The 18226-nt window shown below is 67.4% G+C and carries 7 protein-coding genes; all 7 read left to right on the plus strand.

Going from position 1 to position 18226, the window contains the following annotated elements:
- The first annotated feature begins 24 nt into the window (after positions 1-24).
- The 7 genes from GobsT_RS15910 (at position 25) to GobsT_RS38785 (ending at position 18218) form a co-directional block, all read left to right on the plus strand.
- Complete coding sequence (locus GobsT_RS15910; RefSeq protein WP_010042327.1) at positions 25-2913, plus strand: BatA domain-containing protein; 2889 nt, start codon at positions 25-27, stop codon at positions 2911-2913.
- 131 nt (positions 2914-3044) lie between these two features.
- The gene (locus GobsT_RS15915; RefSeq protein ID WP_109571068.1) at positions 3045-6983 is read left to right on the plus strand and encodes a VWA domain-containing protein; all 3939 of its coding nucleotides are present in this window, start codon (positions 3045-3047) and stop codon (positions 6981-6983) included.
- Positions 6984-7086: 103 nt separating this feature from the next.
- Positions 7087-10737, plus strand: coding sequence for a hypothetical protein (locus GobsT_RS15920; protein WP_010045432.1), 3651 nt, complete (start codon positions 7087-7089; stop codon positions 10735-10737).
- A gap of 852 nt (positions 10738-11589) precedes the next feature.
- Positions 11590-13551, plus strand: coding sequence for a hypothetical protein (locus tag GobsT_RS15925; protein ID WP_010045434.1), 1962 nt, complete (start codon positions 11590-11592; stop codon positions 13549-13551).
- A 190-nt stretch (positions 13552-13741) separates the two neighbouring features.
- Complete coding sequence (locus tag GobsT_RS15930) at positions 13742-14851, plus strand: hypothetical protein (protein WP_010045436.1); 1110 nt, start codon at positions 13742-13744, stop codon at positions 14849-14851.
- Between the two features lie 167 nt (positions 14852-15018).
- Positions 15019-16278 carry an NPCBM/NEW2 domain-containing protein gene (locus GobsT_RS15935; protein WP_010045439.1) on the plus strand — a complete coding sequence of 420 codons (1260 nt, stop codon included), beginning with the start codon at positions 15019-15021 and terminating at the stop codon, positions 16276-16278.
- Between the two features lie 119 nt (positions 16279-16397).
- A complete protein-coding gene (locus GobsT_RS38785) occupies positions 16398-18218 on the plus strand; it encodes a S1C family serine protease (RefSeq protein WP_010045442.1) in 1821 nt (606 codons plus the stop codon).
- The last annotated feature ends 8 nt before the right edge of the window (positions 18219-18226 follow it).

Genomic DNA, 18226 nt, shown 5'->3' on the forward strand with positions numbered 1-18226 from the left:
GCGTTCCGAACTTCTGAGACTCCGATGCTGTCGCTGTTCCTCAACCCGTGGACGTTCCTCGCCGGCGCGGCGCTGATCGCCGCGCCGATCGTCATCCACCTCATCAACCGGATCCGGTTCCGGCGGGTGCAGTGGGCGGCGATGGAGTTCTTGCTGAAGGCGCAGAAGCGGATGCGCCGCCGCAAGATCCTCGAGCAGCTCCTGCTCCTGCTCCTGCGGTGCCTGATCGTGTTCCTCGTCGGGCTGCTGCTCGGGCGGTTCCTCGGGTGCAACTCCGGACAGGGCAAGGAGACCCGCGCGACGACGCACCTCGTCATCCTCGACGACTCGCCCAGCATGGCCGACGTGTGGCGCGACGAGGGGGCGCAGACGGACGCGTTCGCCGTCGGCAAGCGGCTGATCCACGAGAAGCTGATGCGGGCGGCGGGCGAGGCGGCCACCGCGCAGACGTTCCAGGTGATGCGTACTTCGGAACTCGGGAAGCCGTTCCCGGCGAAGCCCGAAGAGGCCAAGGTCAACGCCGCCGCGATCGAGGCGATGGAGGGGCACCTCGCCCAGTTCCAGGTGTCCACCGTCCGGCGGAGCCTGCGGGACGCCCTCGACGCCGCGAAGGCCCACATGGCCACCGTGCCGGCGGGCGAGGCGAAGGTGATCCACGTCCTGTCGGACCTCCGCAACGTGGACTGGGCCGAGGACGGGCAGGCCGTCAACGACAAGCTCACCGAACTGAAAGACAGCGGCGCGACGGTCCACCTGATCGACGTGGCCCCCCCGGCGCGCAAGCCGGACCGCAAGTCGCCGCCGTTCACCGACAACGTGGCGATCGTGGAGGTGAAGCCCCGCAACCGCGTCGTGGCCGCTAACCAGCAGACCGAACTCGAGGTGAGGCTCAAGAACTACGGCAGCACCGACCTCAAGGAGGTTCGGGTGGAGTTTTACGTCAACGGCGAGATGCGCCGCGACATCTCGCTGGTGGTGCCGAGCCTGCCCGCGAACCAGGAGCGGGTGGCGACGTGTCAGGCGACGTTCACCCAGGTCGGCACCCGCGAGAAGCCGCTGGACCGGTTCAACCTCGTGACCGCGGTGCTCGCCGTCCCCGAGCCGGGCGGCCTCGCCATCGACAACGTCCGCCACGCCGTGGTCGAGGTGCGGCCGAAGCTCCAGGTGCTGGTGGTGGACGGCCGGGTGGACAAGCGCGACAAGCAGGACGGCGACAGCTTCTACCTGCGGCGCCTCTTCATCGACTCGTTCGGGGGCATCGACTGGGTCACCACCGAGCCGCCCAAACTGGACGGGCTGGACCTCCGCCCGTTCACGACGGTCTACCTGCTGAACGTACCGACCCTGTCGCCGGGGGCGGTGACGAACCTGGAGCAGTTCGTCTCGAACGGCGGCGGGGTGGGCGTGTTCCTCGGCCCCGACGTTAAGCCCGACGAGTACACGGCCCGGATGTACAAGGGCGGGGCCGGGTTCTTCCCGGTGCCGCTGCCGGCGAAGTTCACCGACGAGCTGAAGCCCGAGCAGAAGACCGCGCGGGAGCTGGCGTTCGGGAAGCGGGTGATCCTGCGCGACCCGGCGAACCGGCAGCACCCGGCGCTGTCCGCGATCTACACCAACGAGCGCGGCGGCACCGCCAAGGACAGCGAGGTGGAGCGGTACTTCCTGTTCACCAACATCGACTTCTACTGGCCGGTGGCCCGGCGCGGCGGCTGGCGCGAGGACAAGTTGGTGCGGGAGCTGTACTGCATGCCCAACGAGAAGCCGATCGCCGAGTTCGAGGAGCGGGCGCGGAACCTCGTGATCGAGGTGAAGAAGCGGTACAACGAGCCGAAGTTCGAGAAGGCCCGCAAGTACCTGGACCCGCTGCTGCGGCAGATCCAGGAGACGCCCGCGCAGGTGGGCATCCCGCTGTCGGTGCTAGCCCGTTACCTCGACCAGCTCCTGTGCGACCAGATCAACGACGGCGACGAGAGCGAGCCGGTGCTGCGCGACTTCTGGAGCCAGCCGGAGCTGGCCGAGGTGCGCCCGCAGGCGACGGCCCTGCGCGACGAGGCCAAGTTCGGCGACCCGCTGTACATCGTGAAGGAGTTCGGGCGCGGGCGGGTGGCGGTGATGACCACCGACGCCGGCGGCACCCACAGCCCCGGGAACAAGCAGTGGACGGACTGGCCGTCGGGTAAGGGGAGCCCCGGCTGGGTCGTGGTCGTGAGCGAGATGCAGAAGTACCTGTCCGGCGGCGGCGCGGAAGGGAACCTGGCGCTGGGGGACCGGTTCTTCGCCGAGTTCGAGGCCACCCGGTACAAGCCGTTCGCGGCCCGGCACCTGCTGACCGCGGACGTGGCGAAGGCCGAGGGCGGGCGCGCCCTGCTCACCCTCAAGCCGCTGACCGATCAGGTGCTCGATCAGCCCGCGAACCCGCCCGACGCCGCACCGGACGCGCCGCGCCGGCCGCTCCAACTCGCGTACGCCGACGCCCGGGTGCCGGGCGCCTACCTCTTCTCCCTGACGCGCCTGAAGGGCGACAAGGACCCGCCGGGCACCCCCGCCGAGCAGCCCGATTACGCGGCGGTGGCGTTCAACGTGGACGCGATGCGCGAGGCGGACCTGCGGCGCGCGAACACCGACGACCTGGCGCAGTGGACCAACAAGGCCCCGATCCACAACACCGATGACCTCTCGTGGCTCGACGACTTCAAGCAGAAGCCGTCGGACATGTCGAGCCGGCGGTGGCTGTACTTCCTGCTCCTGCTGGTGCTGATCGCCGAGCAGGCGTGGGCCGTCCGGATGAGCTACCACACCAAGCCGGAAGACCTGGAGGCGCTGGCCCCCAGCGCCGCCGCCGCGTTCCAGCCGCGGTCCACCCCGCTCCCGACCGAGGCCGCCGCGGACGAACCGGTCGGCGCCGGCGCGTGACGTGACCGCGCCGGTCCGCCCTCGCTTGAGCGGTGAGGGCGACCGCACACAGGTAGGCAGGCATGCGGCCCCGACGCGCGGGCCGCGCCAGACCGCAGACGAACACAACGACCGCACCGGCGGGCAGGCAGATGAACGAAACCGCGACGACCCGAAAGACCGAGTACGTGTTCCGCCGGCTGGTCGATTCGTTCGACCAGTTCGGGCAGGACCTGCTCTCCGCGCTCGCGCTGAACGCCTTTTCGCTGGCGCTCATCGGCGCGCTCGCGCTGGTCGTGCTCGCGCGCGTCGGGTACCGCCTGGCGTCCTCCGGTCGCCCGCTCAAGACCGGCGTCTCGGACGCGTCCGCGTTCGGGGTGGTGTGGGGCGTGGTCGGCTCCCTCGCCGTGTTCGCCGTCCTCGTCGAATCGATGGTGCTGCTCGCCGCGGCGCGTGGGGGCAGCACCGAGGTGCCGCTCTGGCGGCTGCTCGTCGCCGTTGCGGCGGTGCCGCTGGGCGCGCTGACCGCGCTGGCCGCCCTGTTCGCCGTGTTCAAAATCCTGTTCCCGCGGCGCACCGCGGCGTCCCCGCCGCGGGACCTGCCCGCCGTCGCGCTCGCCCTCCTGACGGGACTGCTCGTCGGCACGCTCGTCGTGTGGTGGGTGGTATCGTACTTCGGGGTGGACGCCCAGCAGGTGAAGGGCGAGGCCGATTCGCTGGCCACCACCGGCGACCTGAACAAGGTCAAGTGGCTGGTACTCGTCGCCTTCGTGTTCGGCGCCGGCGCGCTGTTCACTCTGTTCACCTACATCCTCGACATGCGGACCGCGCCGTGGTTCGTGGCGGTACCGCTCGCGCTGGTCCGCACCGCCGTGTACGGTGCCCTTTGCGTCCTGTTCCTGCTGCCGGCCGAGCAGACGTGGGAGGAGACGAACAAGCAGTCCCGGGTGGTGATCCTGCTCGACATCACCCCGAGCGTGACCGCCGTGAGCGACGAGGCCGGCGCGACCGCCAAGAAGCGGATCGACGTGCTCATCGAGTTCCTGACCGACGAGAAGGTCGCGTTCCTGAAGAACCTGCTCGACAAGAACCCGGTGGCGGTGTACGCGTTCGGCACCCGGCTCGACGAGGCCCCGGCGCTGATCCCGCGCGGCGCCCCGGTGTGGTCGAAGGGCGAGTGGGACTCGTTCCGCCGCTACGACTTCAAGCCGTTCGTACTGAAAGGGCTGTCGGACGCCGGCCAGGCGCAGCTCCGGCAGTCGTCGAAGTGGGGCGACGGGCCGGGAACCGCGGACTGGGCGCAGGAGTGGTTCGCGCGGCGCGGCGACGGCGAGCTGAAGGCGTTCTCGGGCCTGGAGTCCGACGCCGACGTGGAGGCGCTCCGCAAGAACCTCGACAAGCTCGACAAGCGCATCGACGTGGCCCGCACCATCACGCTCGGCACCAACGTGCCCGACGCCGTGACCGCGGCGGTCACCCGCGAGGCGTCCAACATGGTGCAGGGGATCGTCGTCCTGTCGGACGGGCGCAGCAACCTGGGCTCGGAGTCGAGTTACGCCGAGCTGCGGGACCGGGCGGGCAAAGAGAAAATCCCAGTGTTCACGGTCGTGGTCGGTGAGGACCGCGAGCGCGTCGCCATCAGCGTCACCGACATCCAGGCCCCCGACGCCGCGCCCATCGACGAGGCGTGGAAGTTCATCGTCGAGGCCGACGGCCAGAACCTTGCGAACAAGGAGGTCGAGGTGCTGCTCGACCTGTACGCCCCGGGCAACACCCCCGTGCCGGGCCGGGACGTGAAGGACCTCACCCCGAACGAGACGTTCCGGCAGAAGCTCGTGTTCGCGCCCGGCGACCCGCCTCACGGGCAGGTCGAGTTCGTCATCGACCCGGCGAAGCTCCCCGAGAAGCTGACCGAGCCGTCGAAGGACGCCGCGATCCCGAAGCCGGTGCTGAAGGAGGGCAAGTGGGCCGCGCGGGCGCGGATCGCGCGGGACCCGCAGGAAGCGTTCCCCGACCCGGAGCACTTCAGCACGGTGCGCGAGGTCAGCGTGCTCCGGCAGAAGCTCAAGATCCTGCTCGTCGCGGGGGCGCCGAGCCGCGAGTTCACGTTCCTCCGCACGCTGCTCGCCCGTGAAGTGCAGGAGCAGCGGGCCACGCTCACCACGTTCGTGCAGAACGAGGCCGGCACCACCGGGAAGCTCACCGCGGAGCAAGACGAGGTCGTGATCCGCCGGTTCCCGACCCACTTCGACCTGCGGTCCAACAAGGGCGTGGACCCGGCCGACCGGCCGTACAACATGAACGAGTACGACGTGATGATCGCGTTCGACCCGGACTGGTCGGAGCTGTCGGCCCAGCAGGCCGAGGACCTGAGCCGGTGGGTGCGCGAGGGCGGCGGCGGGCTGATCTTCGTGGCCGGGCCGATCAACACGTTCCAGCTCGCCCGGGTGGAGGAGAACAGCAAGCACGACCCGCTGCTGAAGATCCTGCCGGTGCAGCCGGCGGACATCATCGCCCAGCGGATCAAGCCGATCCCGAAGTCCCCGCGGCGCCTGTACCTGAACCCGAAGGCCATCATCGGCTCGGACCTGCTGCGGCTCGATGACCGGGTGCAGGACGACCCGATCGCGGGGTGGGAGCGGTTCTTCACCGACCGGGACCGCTACGTCAAGGACCCGGACGACCGCGTCGAGCTCTACCCGACCCGCGGGTTCTTCTCGTGCTACCCCCTCAAGCCGGACGTGGGCATCGGCGGGGTGAAGGCGGGCAGCGCGGTGCTCGCGGAGTTCGCGGACGTGGGCGACAACAACGAGGTCGTGAAACTCCCGTATGTGGTGACCAACAACCCGTCCGCGGCGTACCGCACCTGCTACATCGGTTCGGGCGAGTTCCACAAGATGCGGTCCTACGAGCCGGGCGAGGGCACCGGGCGGGAGTTCTTCGAGCGCGTCTGGATCAAGATGATCAAGTACATGGGCGGGAAGCGCAACGTGAAGGCGCCCCGCGGCCGCTTACTGGTGGGCAAAGAGGCTGTCGCCGGGGCGCCGCTGCGGGTCCAGGCCCGCGTGCTCAACGAGAGCGCCAAGCCCTATGAGGTCACCGCTCCGCCGCCGAAGTTCCTGGTGGTTCAGGAGCCGAAGCAGGGCGACAAGCGGACGTTCGGCCCGTTCGATATGGCCGCGAAGCCCAACCCGGGCGGCGGGTTCGACGGGTACTACGCCGGCCAGGTGCTGCTCGACCCCAAGCAGTTCGCCGCGGACGACTCGACCTACCGGGTCGAGATCGAGATCCCCGACTCGGCCGGCGACAAGCTGACCGGCGAGTTCAAGATCCGCGCCGCGGACCCGGAGATGGACAACAAGCGCCCCGACTTCGGCGCGATGGTGCGGATGGCCAGCGAGTTCGACAAGGACTTCCAGGCCCGGCTCACCGACAAGGTGAAGAGCGAGCTGGGGACCAAGCTGCCGAAAGAAGGCAACGTCCCCCGGCTCGCGTTCAAGGCCACCGACCACGAACTGCTGAAGCTGATCCCCGAGTGCATGAAGACCGAGACCCGCAACACCGAGGTTCGCGGGCCGGTCAACGACCTGTGGGACAAGCCGCTGCGGTTCAGCGTCGGCGGGCTGGAGGTGCGGCTGCTCGACTTCGACCTGACCGCCGAGCGGCTCGCGGTGGGGCTCAACATCGCCCTCGTGGCGGCGCTGGTGCTGATGGTGGCGCGCGGGGTGTGGGCCAGCGTGTACGAGCGCATCGGACGGACGCCGTGGCTGGTCGTGATGATCGCGGTGACGGCCCTTGAGGTCGTCGCGCTGGTCGGGCTCGGCGTGATGGTCGGCGTCGGAGAACTCGACTGGTGGTACTTCATGGTCGCCGTCGGGGTGTTCCTGACCCAGGTGCTCGCGTTCCGGGCCGACTGGGGCAGCGGGCTGCTGATCCTCGGGGCCGCGCTGCTCGCGGCCGTTGCTGTGAAGGTTGTGGCCCACCGCACGCAGTTCAGTGGCGACAACGTGCAGATCAGCTTCGCGCTGCTCGCCGTGGTGTCGCTGCTCTCGCTCGAGTGGCTCACCCGCAAAGTGTCCCGCTTGGCGTGACGGACAGGTTGGCGCGCCGCGCTCCGCGTGATGGGATGCGACCCCTCGGCGGGTCGCCCACCGGAGCCGCCCGGAATTCGACTCGCTACTGAGAGCCGCTGATATGGCGACCGCCGAAGGAACCCGCCGGACGAACGTGACGCCGCAGCACGTGGCGCGCGACCCCGCCGTGTTCAACCCGCTCAACCAGTTACGCAGCACCATCCGCCGCTACATCCTGCTGGAGGGGGTGCTGTCGGCCTGCCTGTTCGCGGTCGCGTGGTTCGCGCTCGGGCTGGTGCTCGACTTCGTGTTCTTCAAGGTCACCGGCGTGGACTGGGTGCTCGCGGGGCACTGGTGCGCGCGGGTCTTCCTGGTCGTGGTCGCGTTCGCCGTGGTCACCGCGATCGTTGAGGGGGGTATCGCGGCGGCCGTGTTCTTCGGCGCCTCGCTGACCCTCGGGTTGGTGGAATACCTGTGCGTGTCGGCCTTCGGCTCCGGCGAATGGGTCGAGCACGCGCCGCTGTGGTTCCGCCTCGGCACCTTACTGTGGGTGTCGCTGCCCCTGGCGGCGGTCATCGGGTTCCGGCTGCTGCGTCGGCTCACCAAGGAACTCTCTTACGAGACGCTGGCGCTCGTGCTCGAGCGCCGGTTCCCCAAGCTCCTGGGCGACCGGCTCATCACCGCGGTCGAGATGGGGAACGTCAACAGAATGAAGGAGTTCGGGTACTCCGAAGAGATGCTCCTGGCGACCATCGTCGAGGCCCGGGAGCGGGTGGCGCAGGTGCCGGTGAGCAAGGTGTTCAACTGGCGCCGGCTGTGGCTCCTGGGGTTCGCGTCGGTGGCGCTGGTGCTGGGAACCGTGACCGTCGGGGTCGCGTCCCACGCGCTCGCGGCCCGCTCCGTCCAGCCGGCCCGCGCGGGGTGGAAACTCGCGCACGTGAGCGGGATCTTCCTGGAGCGGAACGTCGGGCTGATGAGCACCCCGTGGCCGCGCCGGGCGCACATCGAGCTGGTCGGGTTCCCGGAGACCGAGGCCACCGTCAGCCGGGACGTAGCGACCGTGCCGATTACCGCACGGGCGTACAAGTGGGTGGTCGCGGACCCGTCGGTCCGTGCGGGCTGGCGGCCGATGAAGTGGGGCGACGTGACCCCCGAGCTGATCGGCCGCGACGTGCCCGCGATCGACGCCGCGGCGCTGCTCCGGACCGACGACACGAGCCTCCCGGCGCAACTCAATGACTGGTACGTCGACGCGGTCGAGGCCCGGCTCTTCGTGCCTGCCGACGCACCGGATGACTCGCTCGCACCGGAGGCGCTGGCGTACCGTAACCGGTTGCGGGAGAGCCTCGGAAGCGGTTTCGCCGCCGCGCAGGATGTGTTCGCGGCGCTCAACGCGGCCGCCGACCGGCCGAGCATGGAACGGACCTTGCGGAAGCTGGAACTCACCCGCCCGGAGGCGCGAACCGACGAGAACGGCGCGCCGGTCGTGGTGCAGGCGCCGCTGAAGCTCCAGTCCTACTACCGCGGGCTCAAGTTCAAGGGTAAGGGCGACCTCACCCCCAAGCAGAACAACGAGTACACCGGCGACGTGAGCGGGCTGAAAGAGGACGTGTACTTCTACGTCGAGGCGGACGACTTCCAAACGCCGGCGCAGCGCATCCGGCTGATCCCGCCCCCGACCCTGAAGCGGCTCTACCGGATTCAGGAGGAGCCGGCGTACCTGCACCACGCCCCGGCCACGGGAGCCGGCTTCGAGGACCTGCGCGGCCGCCGGCAGGTGATGGGCGAGAAGAACCTCTCGCTGACCGGCGAGCGGTCCGTGTTCGTGGTGCCCGCGGGCACCCAGGTGACCATCCACGCCGACCCGTACACCGACGACGACGGTAACGTGTCGGACAACGACGCCGTGGTGTCTGCGGTCGCGGTTCCGGTGGTCGGGAAGTTCCCCGGCGCCGTGTTCGGTGGCGACGGGAAGGTCACCCAGACCCCTGTCCCCCTCGCGGTGACGCCGGGCAAGGGCTGGACCGTCACCTTCCGTAACGGGTGGGACGACTACGACGCGCCGACTCGCGCCGCTCTGTCGGTGCTGAAGGGCATTTACCCCGAACGCGACGGGCGCGCGAACGTCGATTTCCGGCTCAAGGACCCGGTCGAGTTCAAGGTGACGTGGACGAACAAGTACAACGTCAGCACCACCCGGTCGATTCTGATCCAGGTGACGCAGGACCAGCCGCCGGTCGTCGAGGTCGGCGTGGACGTGATCCGCAAGATCGGCAACACCTACCTCGTCACCCCGAAGGTCCGCATCCCGTTCAACCCCGACAGTTTCATCAAGGACGACCACGGGCTGAGCAAGGTCGAGTACACGTTCACCTACTCGGCCGAGGACTCGGACGTGGTCCGGGGGCTGCGCACCAAGTACGCGCTGCGGTCGCTGTTGGACCTGCCCACCGGGGCGCATTTCCCCACCGCGATGTTGCCCCGGCTGCACGCCGACAACTTCCGGACCCTCGACAAGAACGACGACCGGCTGACCGCGTCGGTGTTCGTGAGCGAGTGGGCGAACCAGAACGGCCGGCTCCGCCGCGAGACCCCCGACCGGCTCGCCGAACTGCTGAAGACCCCGTCCGGGGACGACGTGAACCAGGAGGCGGTGCGGAAGGTCGAGCTGAAGAACGCCGACCGCGACTACTTCGACCTGAAGGAGCTGAACGACCTCGGGATCATCAAGATCCTCGCCCCGCCGGGGGAGGCCCAGCAGAGCTACCGGATGGACCTGTTCGTGCAGGCCACGGACAACAACGCGGACCACGACGGCGGGCCGCGCGTCACCCGGGGCAGCGAGCCGATTCGGCTGCGGGTGGTGTCCGAGGGCGACCTGCTGTTGGAGATCAGCAAGGAGGAAGAGGCGCTCGGCACGCGTCTGGACGAGGCCCTCGTTCAGCTCGCCGCCGCGAAGCGCGCTTACGAGTTCGTCCGCTCCTCGAACGGGTTCAAGGAAGAGACACCCGAGGTGGTGGACACCGTGAAGGTGCGGTCGCAGACCGCCGTGAACGCGGTGGACAAGTCCCGCGACATCGTGAACACGGTGCTCCGCGAGTTCCGCCGCATCGCCCGCGAGTGCGAGGTGAACCGGGTCGTCGAGGTCACGACCAAGAACTACCAGGGGTATTGCTCACGGCTCGACACGATCCTGAGTGAAGACCCGAACGCATCGGTCGCGTTCCCCAAGACGCTCAACCTGCTCAACGTCGTCCAGGCGCCGCTGAACACCAGCCACTGGGCGCCACTCGTCGCGGTGACCGACGCCGAACAGTCCCTCTACGCACTGGAGCGCGAACTTCAGGCGATCCGCAAGGAGATCGGCGAGTCGCTGAGCAAGGAGCAGTTCATCAAGAACCTGCGGAAGCTCCGCGACGACCAGCTCCGGGTGGAAAAAGACATTGAGGCGATGAAGCGCCAGTTTGAAGTCGAGCAGGGGGCGAAGACGGCAAAGGTCAGCCCGGTCGGGGCCATCGCCTTGACGAAGGGCGAGACCAAGAAGATCCAGCACGCCATCGCCTGGCGGCAGTACAAGGAGGATGAGCTGATCGTGAAGCTGACCTCTTCCGACCCCGCGGTCGTGGTCCCCGCCCAGCTCACACTTACATATGAGAACAACCAGTTCCGGTTCGAGTACGAGGTGAAAGCCGGTTCCAAAGAAGGCACCTACAAGATCACCGTGACGCCGGGCGCGGGTGAGCCGGTCGAGGTCACCGTGATCGTGAAGTGACAGCCGTACCGTTGGGGTTCCTGGTTCTGAAACGGCACGGGCGCGTGCCGGCCGGTGTTCCTGCCATCAGTACCATAGGGGCCGAGAGGTTAGCTGTGGGCTCGCATCGGGAGTGCCGTGCGAGGGGGCGGTCGCACGAAGGGGTGTAATGGGGTGAAAACGCCGCCACCGCTTCAACGCCGCCGGCACGTGATTCTCCGAACGAGTTCGGCCGCGAGTTACCGCCGCTCCGGGCGTCACTTTCGGGCGCTCGGTTCGGCGGTGTGCTTCAAAACTGAGTCGTGTCGGGGGCTATGCGGCCTTCTGAGATACCGGGTGTGATGGGGTAAGGCACTGCTGGTGGGTACGCTGACGGCACAGAAGTGGGGGGTACGACTGACCGTTCGCTACCCATCCGCTGACGGTTCGCTCCCCATCCGCTGCCAGCGAATCGCCCGCATGACCCATAGATCCGGACCGACCTCGCGGGCAGAGATGGCTCAAGAGACATGGGAACCGTGGGACAATCGCGCGAAACCGCGGCCGCATGGCGGCAAATTGCCACTGCCGAATGGCGCCCAAATCTATGGTCGCCAAGTTCTGCCGGTGGGAGGCGCCGGGCGATTAACCGGAACTTCGGGGCGTCCCGGTTTCTGCCCGCTTTGCGAGCGAGGTTGCGAGTGTTGGAGGCTGTCGGTGTTGAAGTTGCGAGCAGGAATTTGTTGGGCGCGTAACAAAGTGTAACATTGGACTGATCGCTCTCGGATTTTTCCCTGTTGCGTGTTGGCGGCCCTCTGGCGGGTCGTCAGAATGGCAGACGAATTGACGCCCGCGGCGCTTGCGAGCACCGCACCCCACGAGGGAGGCCGACCCATGATCCGCCGGTTGCCGTACCTGTCGCTGTCGCTGGCGGCGATGGTCGGCCTGTTCGCTCTCACGTCCGCGCTCACCGCCCAGCCCACGAGTCCCACCGGGGCCGGCACCAAGCGGACCCAGGAAGAGAACCTGAAGTTCTACAAGAACTTTTCTGAACAGATGTTGCGTCTCGCCCAGAAGTGGGAGAAGAGCGACAGCGTCGAGGACCGGGACCGCGCCAAGACGCTTCGCGCGGCGCTGAAGATCGCGGAGGAGAAGGGCGTCGAGAAGCTGTTCAAGGAACTGATCGAAGGGCTGAACAACAAGAACCTCGGCGGGAGCGATTTCGAAACGCTGCTCGGGAAAGACAAGAAACTCATTGATGTCCTCACCGAGATCCTCCAACTCCTCGAAACCGAGGACGACGCGGCCCAGACTCGCGAGAAAATCAAGAAGCTGGAAGCCGCCATCAAGGCCATCAACGAGTTGAAGCGCCGGCAGCAGAACATCCTGGGCCGGACGTTCAACCCGAAGAGCGACGCGGACCGGCTGGCCAAGGACCAGAGCGACCTGAAGAAGGACACCGCCGCCGTGGCCAAGGCGCTGGACCCCAACGCCAAGCCCGGCGCACCGAACGCCGGCGCGAAGGAAGACCCGAAGTCGGAGAGCAAGTCCGAGCCCAAGCCCGGCGAAAACACGGCCGAGAACAAGCCCGACACCCAGGAAAACAAGTCGGAGAACAAGGGCGAGCCGATGGGCGGGATGCCGACGGAGCCGAAGGGCGCTGCCGAAGGCAAACCGATGGGCGGGATGCCGATGGACGGCATGTCGGGCGGTGAGAAGTCGGCCCCGAAGGACGGGATGGGCGGCGAGCCGAAGGGGGGCGAGCCCAAGCCGATGGGCGCCGCCAATCCGATGAACCCGATGGCCGGTGGCGAACCCAAGCCGATGGGCGGCGAGGGCAAGCCGCAGGGCGCCGGCAAGGGCGAGAGCAAGCCGTCGGCGGGGCAGCAGGGCGGCGATAGCAAGCCGATGGGCGGCGAGGGGATGAGCCCGCCGATGGGCGGCATGGGGCAGCCCAGCCCGGGCGGTTCAAAGGGCGGCGGTCAGCCCCAACCGGGCGGCAGCCCGTCCCCGCCGCAGGGCGGCAAGAAGGACCCGGCCGCGGAGAGCGTGGAGCAGGCCGTTCCGAGCCAGCAGGAAGCCGAAAACAACATCAAGAAGAACGAGAACAAGGACGCGACCAAGAACCAGGACGACGCCATCAAGAAGCTGGAAGCCGCCATCAAAGAACTGGAGGCCCGCCTCAAACAGCTCCGCGAAAAGGAGCTGGCCAAGCTGCTGTCGAACCTGGAACAGCGCGTCTCCGCGATGATCAAGCTCCAGACCGAGGTGCGCGAGGCCACCAAGAACATTCACGGCACCGTAAAGGCGCTCGGCGGCAAGGCGGCCGTGGCCGAGATTCAGAAGAGCCAGACGGAAGCCGAGAACGAGAACAAGATCATCGTCATCGCCGATTCCACCCTGAAACTGATGGAAGGGGAGGGGAGCGCGGTCGTGTTCGCCGGCGTGCTGAAAGAAGTTCGGGGTGACATGGAGGCGATCCAGCGGCGCCTCAACGAGACCCGCGTCGGCGAGGACACGCAGCAGATCGAACAGGACGTGATCGACCAGCTCAAGCTCATGCAGGAGGCGCTGAAGAAGGCCAAGCAGGATCTGGAGAACAAGCCGAGCGAGCCGAAACCCAACGACCCGAACGCGAACAAGCCGAACAACAAGCTGCTCGAACTCCTCGCGGAACTGAAGCTGATCAAGTCGCTTCAGGAGCAGGTGAACAAGCGGACCGTCATGCACAGCAAGGCGGACCCCGGCGAGCAAGCCAAGGACCCGTTGATCCAGACGGAGCTGCAACAGCTCGCCGCCCGGCAAAAGGTGCTCCAGGACATGCTCCACAAGATCGCGACCGAGGCCAACCAGTAAAGTCGTGAGCCCGCGATGAGGACGGTCGGGCCGGGCGCGAAAGTTGTTGTGTCCGGCCGAGTTAAAAGGTATGTTGCAGGTGCATCGGTCGCGCCGGCACCCGGATTGCTTCGATCTTTGAGGAAGCCGCACGCGACCGCCACCGAACGCAGGTTCTCCGGTCCAATTACCGCCTTCAAGGAGCCTGGAAGTGAAGATCCGCAAGCTGTTCGCCGCCGCCGCGGTCTCCGCGGGTTTGGCCGGAACCGTGACCCCTGCGTTCGCCGCCGAGCCGAGCGCGAAGCCGACGTTCGGGTTCAGCACGTTGAAGGCCACCCCTGCCGAGGCCGCGAAGGCGCGGGCCGAGGCGTGGCTCAAGGCGGCCGGCAAGTTCGACGAGAAGGCGTTCAACGCCGTTTGGGAGAACGACAAGCGTACCGTTCTCGACCGCACCGCCGACTCCCTCGCGCTGGGCAACGCCGAGGTGCAACAGCTCCTCGCCGACGCCCGCAAGAGCGACGCCCCGGCCCCGGCCGCGGTCCCCGCGATTCTGAAGGACGAAAAGCAGGACCCCTTCTTCCGCGCCAACGTCTCGCTGGCGTTCGCGAAAGCGGCCGCGGGCAAGAAGGTGTACGAAGAGGCCATCGACGCGCTGAAGACCGTGAACCCGGAGGTCGCGGTCGATCCGGCCAGCTTCTACTTCTTCAAGGCCGTCGCGCACCACGCGACCGCGATGAAGACCGGTGACAAGGAGCAGGCGACCTCCGCCATCGTCAAGTTGCTCGACGAAGTGGCCGACGCCCCGGACCGCTACAAGATCCTCGCCACGCTCATGTTCTTCGACATGCAGAACTGGGCCAGCGACCCGAAGGACCTGTCGAACATCGAGCGGCTGATGGACAACAGCGGCCGCCGGCTCGACCTGGCCCGCGGCGGCGAGAAGACCCAGGACATCCAAAAGAAGATCGTGTTCCGCCTGGACGAGGTCATCAAGGAACTCGAAGCCAAGGCCAAGGGCGACGGCCAGTGCAAGGGCGGCAACTGCCCGGGCGGCGGCGACAAGCCGGGCAGCAAGCCCGGCAACGGCAACAACCTGAACCCCAACCAGCCGGCCCCGGACAGCACGATCATGGGCGGCAGCGGCCAGGGCAAGGTGAACGAGCAGGAGCTGCGCAAGATCGCCGAGCAGTGGGGCAGCCTGCCGGCCGAGAAGCGCGCGAAAGTGGTGCAGGAGATCACCCGCGACCTCCCCGCCAAGTTCGAACCGATGATCAAGAACTACTTCGAGTCGCTGGACAAGGTCCACGGCTACAAGAAGTAAGACCGACTTCCCGCGCCGGCCCCACCGGGCCGGCGCCAGGAGGGCTCAAATCCATGCGATCCGGTATGATCCCCGCGCCAGTTTGATACCCGATACGAGGGCGGTGGGTGCTTCTGGCGCCCACCGCCCCTTTCCGTTCAAGTCCGCACCCGCGAGGAGCACCTTTGATGCGCACCCCGACCCGTATCCCCGCGCTGCTGCTGGGCCTCGTGGGTCTTGCAACAGCGGGCACGCCAGCCGGTGCGGACGACCTCACCACCGCGGGCGGAAAGAAGCTTAGCGGTAAGCTCGTCGCGGTCGAGGCCGACAACATCACCTTCGCGGTCGGCGACAGTAAGGCGGTGATCCCCGTTCGCGATGTCGTCGTCATCGACCTCGGGAACAAAGTGGGGCTGCTCCCGAAAGACGCCAGCACCTTCTCGGAAATCGAACTGACCGACGGTTCGACGTTCCGCGTCGCCAAGTTCGCGCTCAAAGACAAGGCGTTCGCGGTCGATCAGTTCCCGGCCCCGGCGGGTGTCGGGTTGCCGAAATTGGATATCCCGGTTTCGGCCGTGTTCTCGGCGATGAAGCGGGCCGACGACCAGAAGGTGCGGGACAACTGGAAGAAGATGCTGGGCACCCGGGGCAAACGGGACCTTTACGTGATCGCCCAGGAGACCGGGTTCACGTTCATCCAGGGCACAGTGCTCGGCGGCGGTGCGGACGAGAAGGGGCGCCCGGTCGTGAACTTCGAGAAGGAGGCCGGGGGTAAGGAAGACCTTTTGCTCACCCGGTCGGCGGGGCTCGTGTTCCACCAGCCGCAGCCCGCCTCGATACCCGCGACACTGTGCAAAGTGACCGACGTGTTCGGTCACTCGCTCACCGCGGCCAACATCGCCCTCACGCCGGACGGCGTCACGGTGACCACCGTGGCAGGCGTGAAGGTGACGTACCCCTCGACGGCCGCGCTGGTGCGGTTCGACTACGCGCTCGGGAACGTTGCGTATTTGTCGGACCTCGACCCGCAGCTCGAGGTGCCCGAACTCGCGCCGGAAGAAAAGGGCAAGCGCCTCAACCAGCCCGCGGCGTACCTTAAAGATCGCTCCTTCGCCAACGAGGCGATCAAGCTCGACAACCAGACCTTCCCGAAGGGTGTCGTGCTGGCGCCGGACACGGTTGCCACGTTCAACCTCAACGGCGACTACTCGCAGTTCAAGGCGACGGCCGGCATCGACGAGAACGGGGCGGACGCCTCCGCCGCCGCGCGGGTCACGATCGAGGGCGACGGGCAGGTGCTCTTTTCCGAACTGCTGAAGCGAAAAGATAAGCCGAAGGGGTTGGTTTTGGCCGTGAAGGGCGTCAAACAGTTGCGGGTCATTGTCGAGACCGACACGCCGCTGAACGGGAACTACGTCACGCTCGCGGACGCCCGTGTTCAGAAGTAACCGCGACGCGGTCGGGCGGCGGGCGCCGCGCCGGCCGGTTACGCTTTGAGCCCCACGCGGGGCAACCGTCTGGCAGGCAGGGGCTCGCGCCCCTGATGGTTTTTCCGGGGCCGCACCACATGACCCGATTGCTCTCCGCGCTCCTGACCGCCCTCGCGGGGGCGGTTGTGTCCGTGTCGGTCGCGCCCGCCGCGCCGGTCGAGGTGGACCGGTCCGTCCTCGACGCGCAGAAGCAGCGCATCGCGGCCATCAAGAAGGTTCACCCGGCGGTCGTGGCGGTGTGCATGCCCGACGGCGGCGGGTGCGGGTCCGGGGTGCTGATCGACCCCGAGGGGTACGCGCTTACCAACTTCCACGTCGTCCAGCCGACCGGGCCGTTCCCCACCGCTGGGCTCGCAGACGGTGTGCTCTATCAGGCCGTCGTGTGCGGCATCGACAAAGTCGGGGACGTGGCGCTCATCAAGCTCGTGCCGAAAGAGAAGGGCAAGCCGTTCCCCTTCGTCCAACTCGCCGACAGCGACAAGGTGAAGGCCGGCGACTGGTCGCTGGCGATGGGCAACCCGTTCTCGCTGGCGATGGATTTCACCCCCACGGTGACCTACGGCATCGTGAGTGGTGTGAACCGCTACCAGCCGCCCGAAGGGAAGGGGCTTCTGGAGTACACGGACTGCATCCAAATCGAGACATCGATCAACCCGGGCAACTCGGGCGGCCCGCTGTTCAACATGAACGGCGAACTGATCGGTATCAACGGCCGCGGGTCGTTCGAGAAGCGCGGCCGCGTGAACTCCGGGGTCGGCTACGCGATCTCGATCAACCAGATCAAGAACTTTATGGGGCACCTGCGGGCGGGGATCGACTCCGACCACGCCACCCTCGGCGCCTCGGTCGGCTCCGGGAGCGACGAAGGGCAGCTCCCGGCGATGGTGGTCAAGCAGATCCTGGAGGAGAGCGACGCGGCGCGGCGCGGGATCGAGAACGGCGATCAGTTGCTGGACTTCGGGTTCGGCCGCCCGATGACCAGCGTGAACGCGTACAAAAACGCCCTGGGCATCTACCCCAAGGAGTGGCGCGTCCCGCTCACGGTCCGACGCAACAACACGACCCAGGAGTACCTGGTGCGGCTGATGGGCAACCAGGAGAAGGAGCGGGAGCAGCCGCCGGGGGCGGGCGGGCCGCCGATGCCGCCGCAACCGGCCCCGCGGCCCGCGGCCCCCGCGCCCAAGGGCGGAGACGCGACCACCGCCGGCATGTACGTGGCGAAGCCGGGCTACTCCAACTGGTACTTCAACGCCCTCGAACGCGATAAGGTGCTGGCGGCCTTCAAAAAGCAGGCGGGCGATTTCTCGGCGGTGCCGAACTCGCTGCTGATCGAGGGCGCGTTCAAAATGCCCGACCGAGAAGGGCCGATGCGGGCCGAGGTGGTCGAGGCGAAGGACGGGGCGAAAATCGCTCTCAAGCTGAACATCGAGACCACCCTGGAGCCGCTGAAGCAAAGCGACCTCACGCAGCAGAAGATGCCGCTCGGGAGCGGCGGGCTGATGATGGCGCTGTACCACTACCACCGGTTCCTGGCGCTCGGCGAGAAGGGGTTCGAGGGGCTGTTCGCGCACGGGGGTAACGAGCCGTTCTACCCGTACCCGGTGGACGGGAGCGTTCCGAAGTCGCTCGCGGCGCTGCGGGTCGACTGCGCGGTGCTCCTGACCAAGCACGGATCGGTTGACGGCAAGTGGTACTTCTCCCTCAAGGACCACACGCTCTTGGGCTTGGAGTGCTACGTTGCGAAGGACTCGAAGGACGGGCTCGAAGCCGACCCGTGCGAACTGTACTTCTCGAGTTACAAAGACTTCGACGGGCGGAAGCTCCCGACCCGCATTGAGGTCCGCTCCAGCGACAAGCGGTATGCGGTACTCGAGACCGCGAAGTGGACACTCAAGTAGGCGGTAGC

This window comes from Gemmata obscuriglobus, from assembly GCF_008065095.1.
GTDB lineage: Bacteria > Planctomycetota > Planctomycetia > Gemmatales > Gemmataceae > Gemmata > Gemmata obscuriglobus.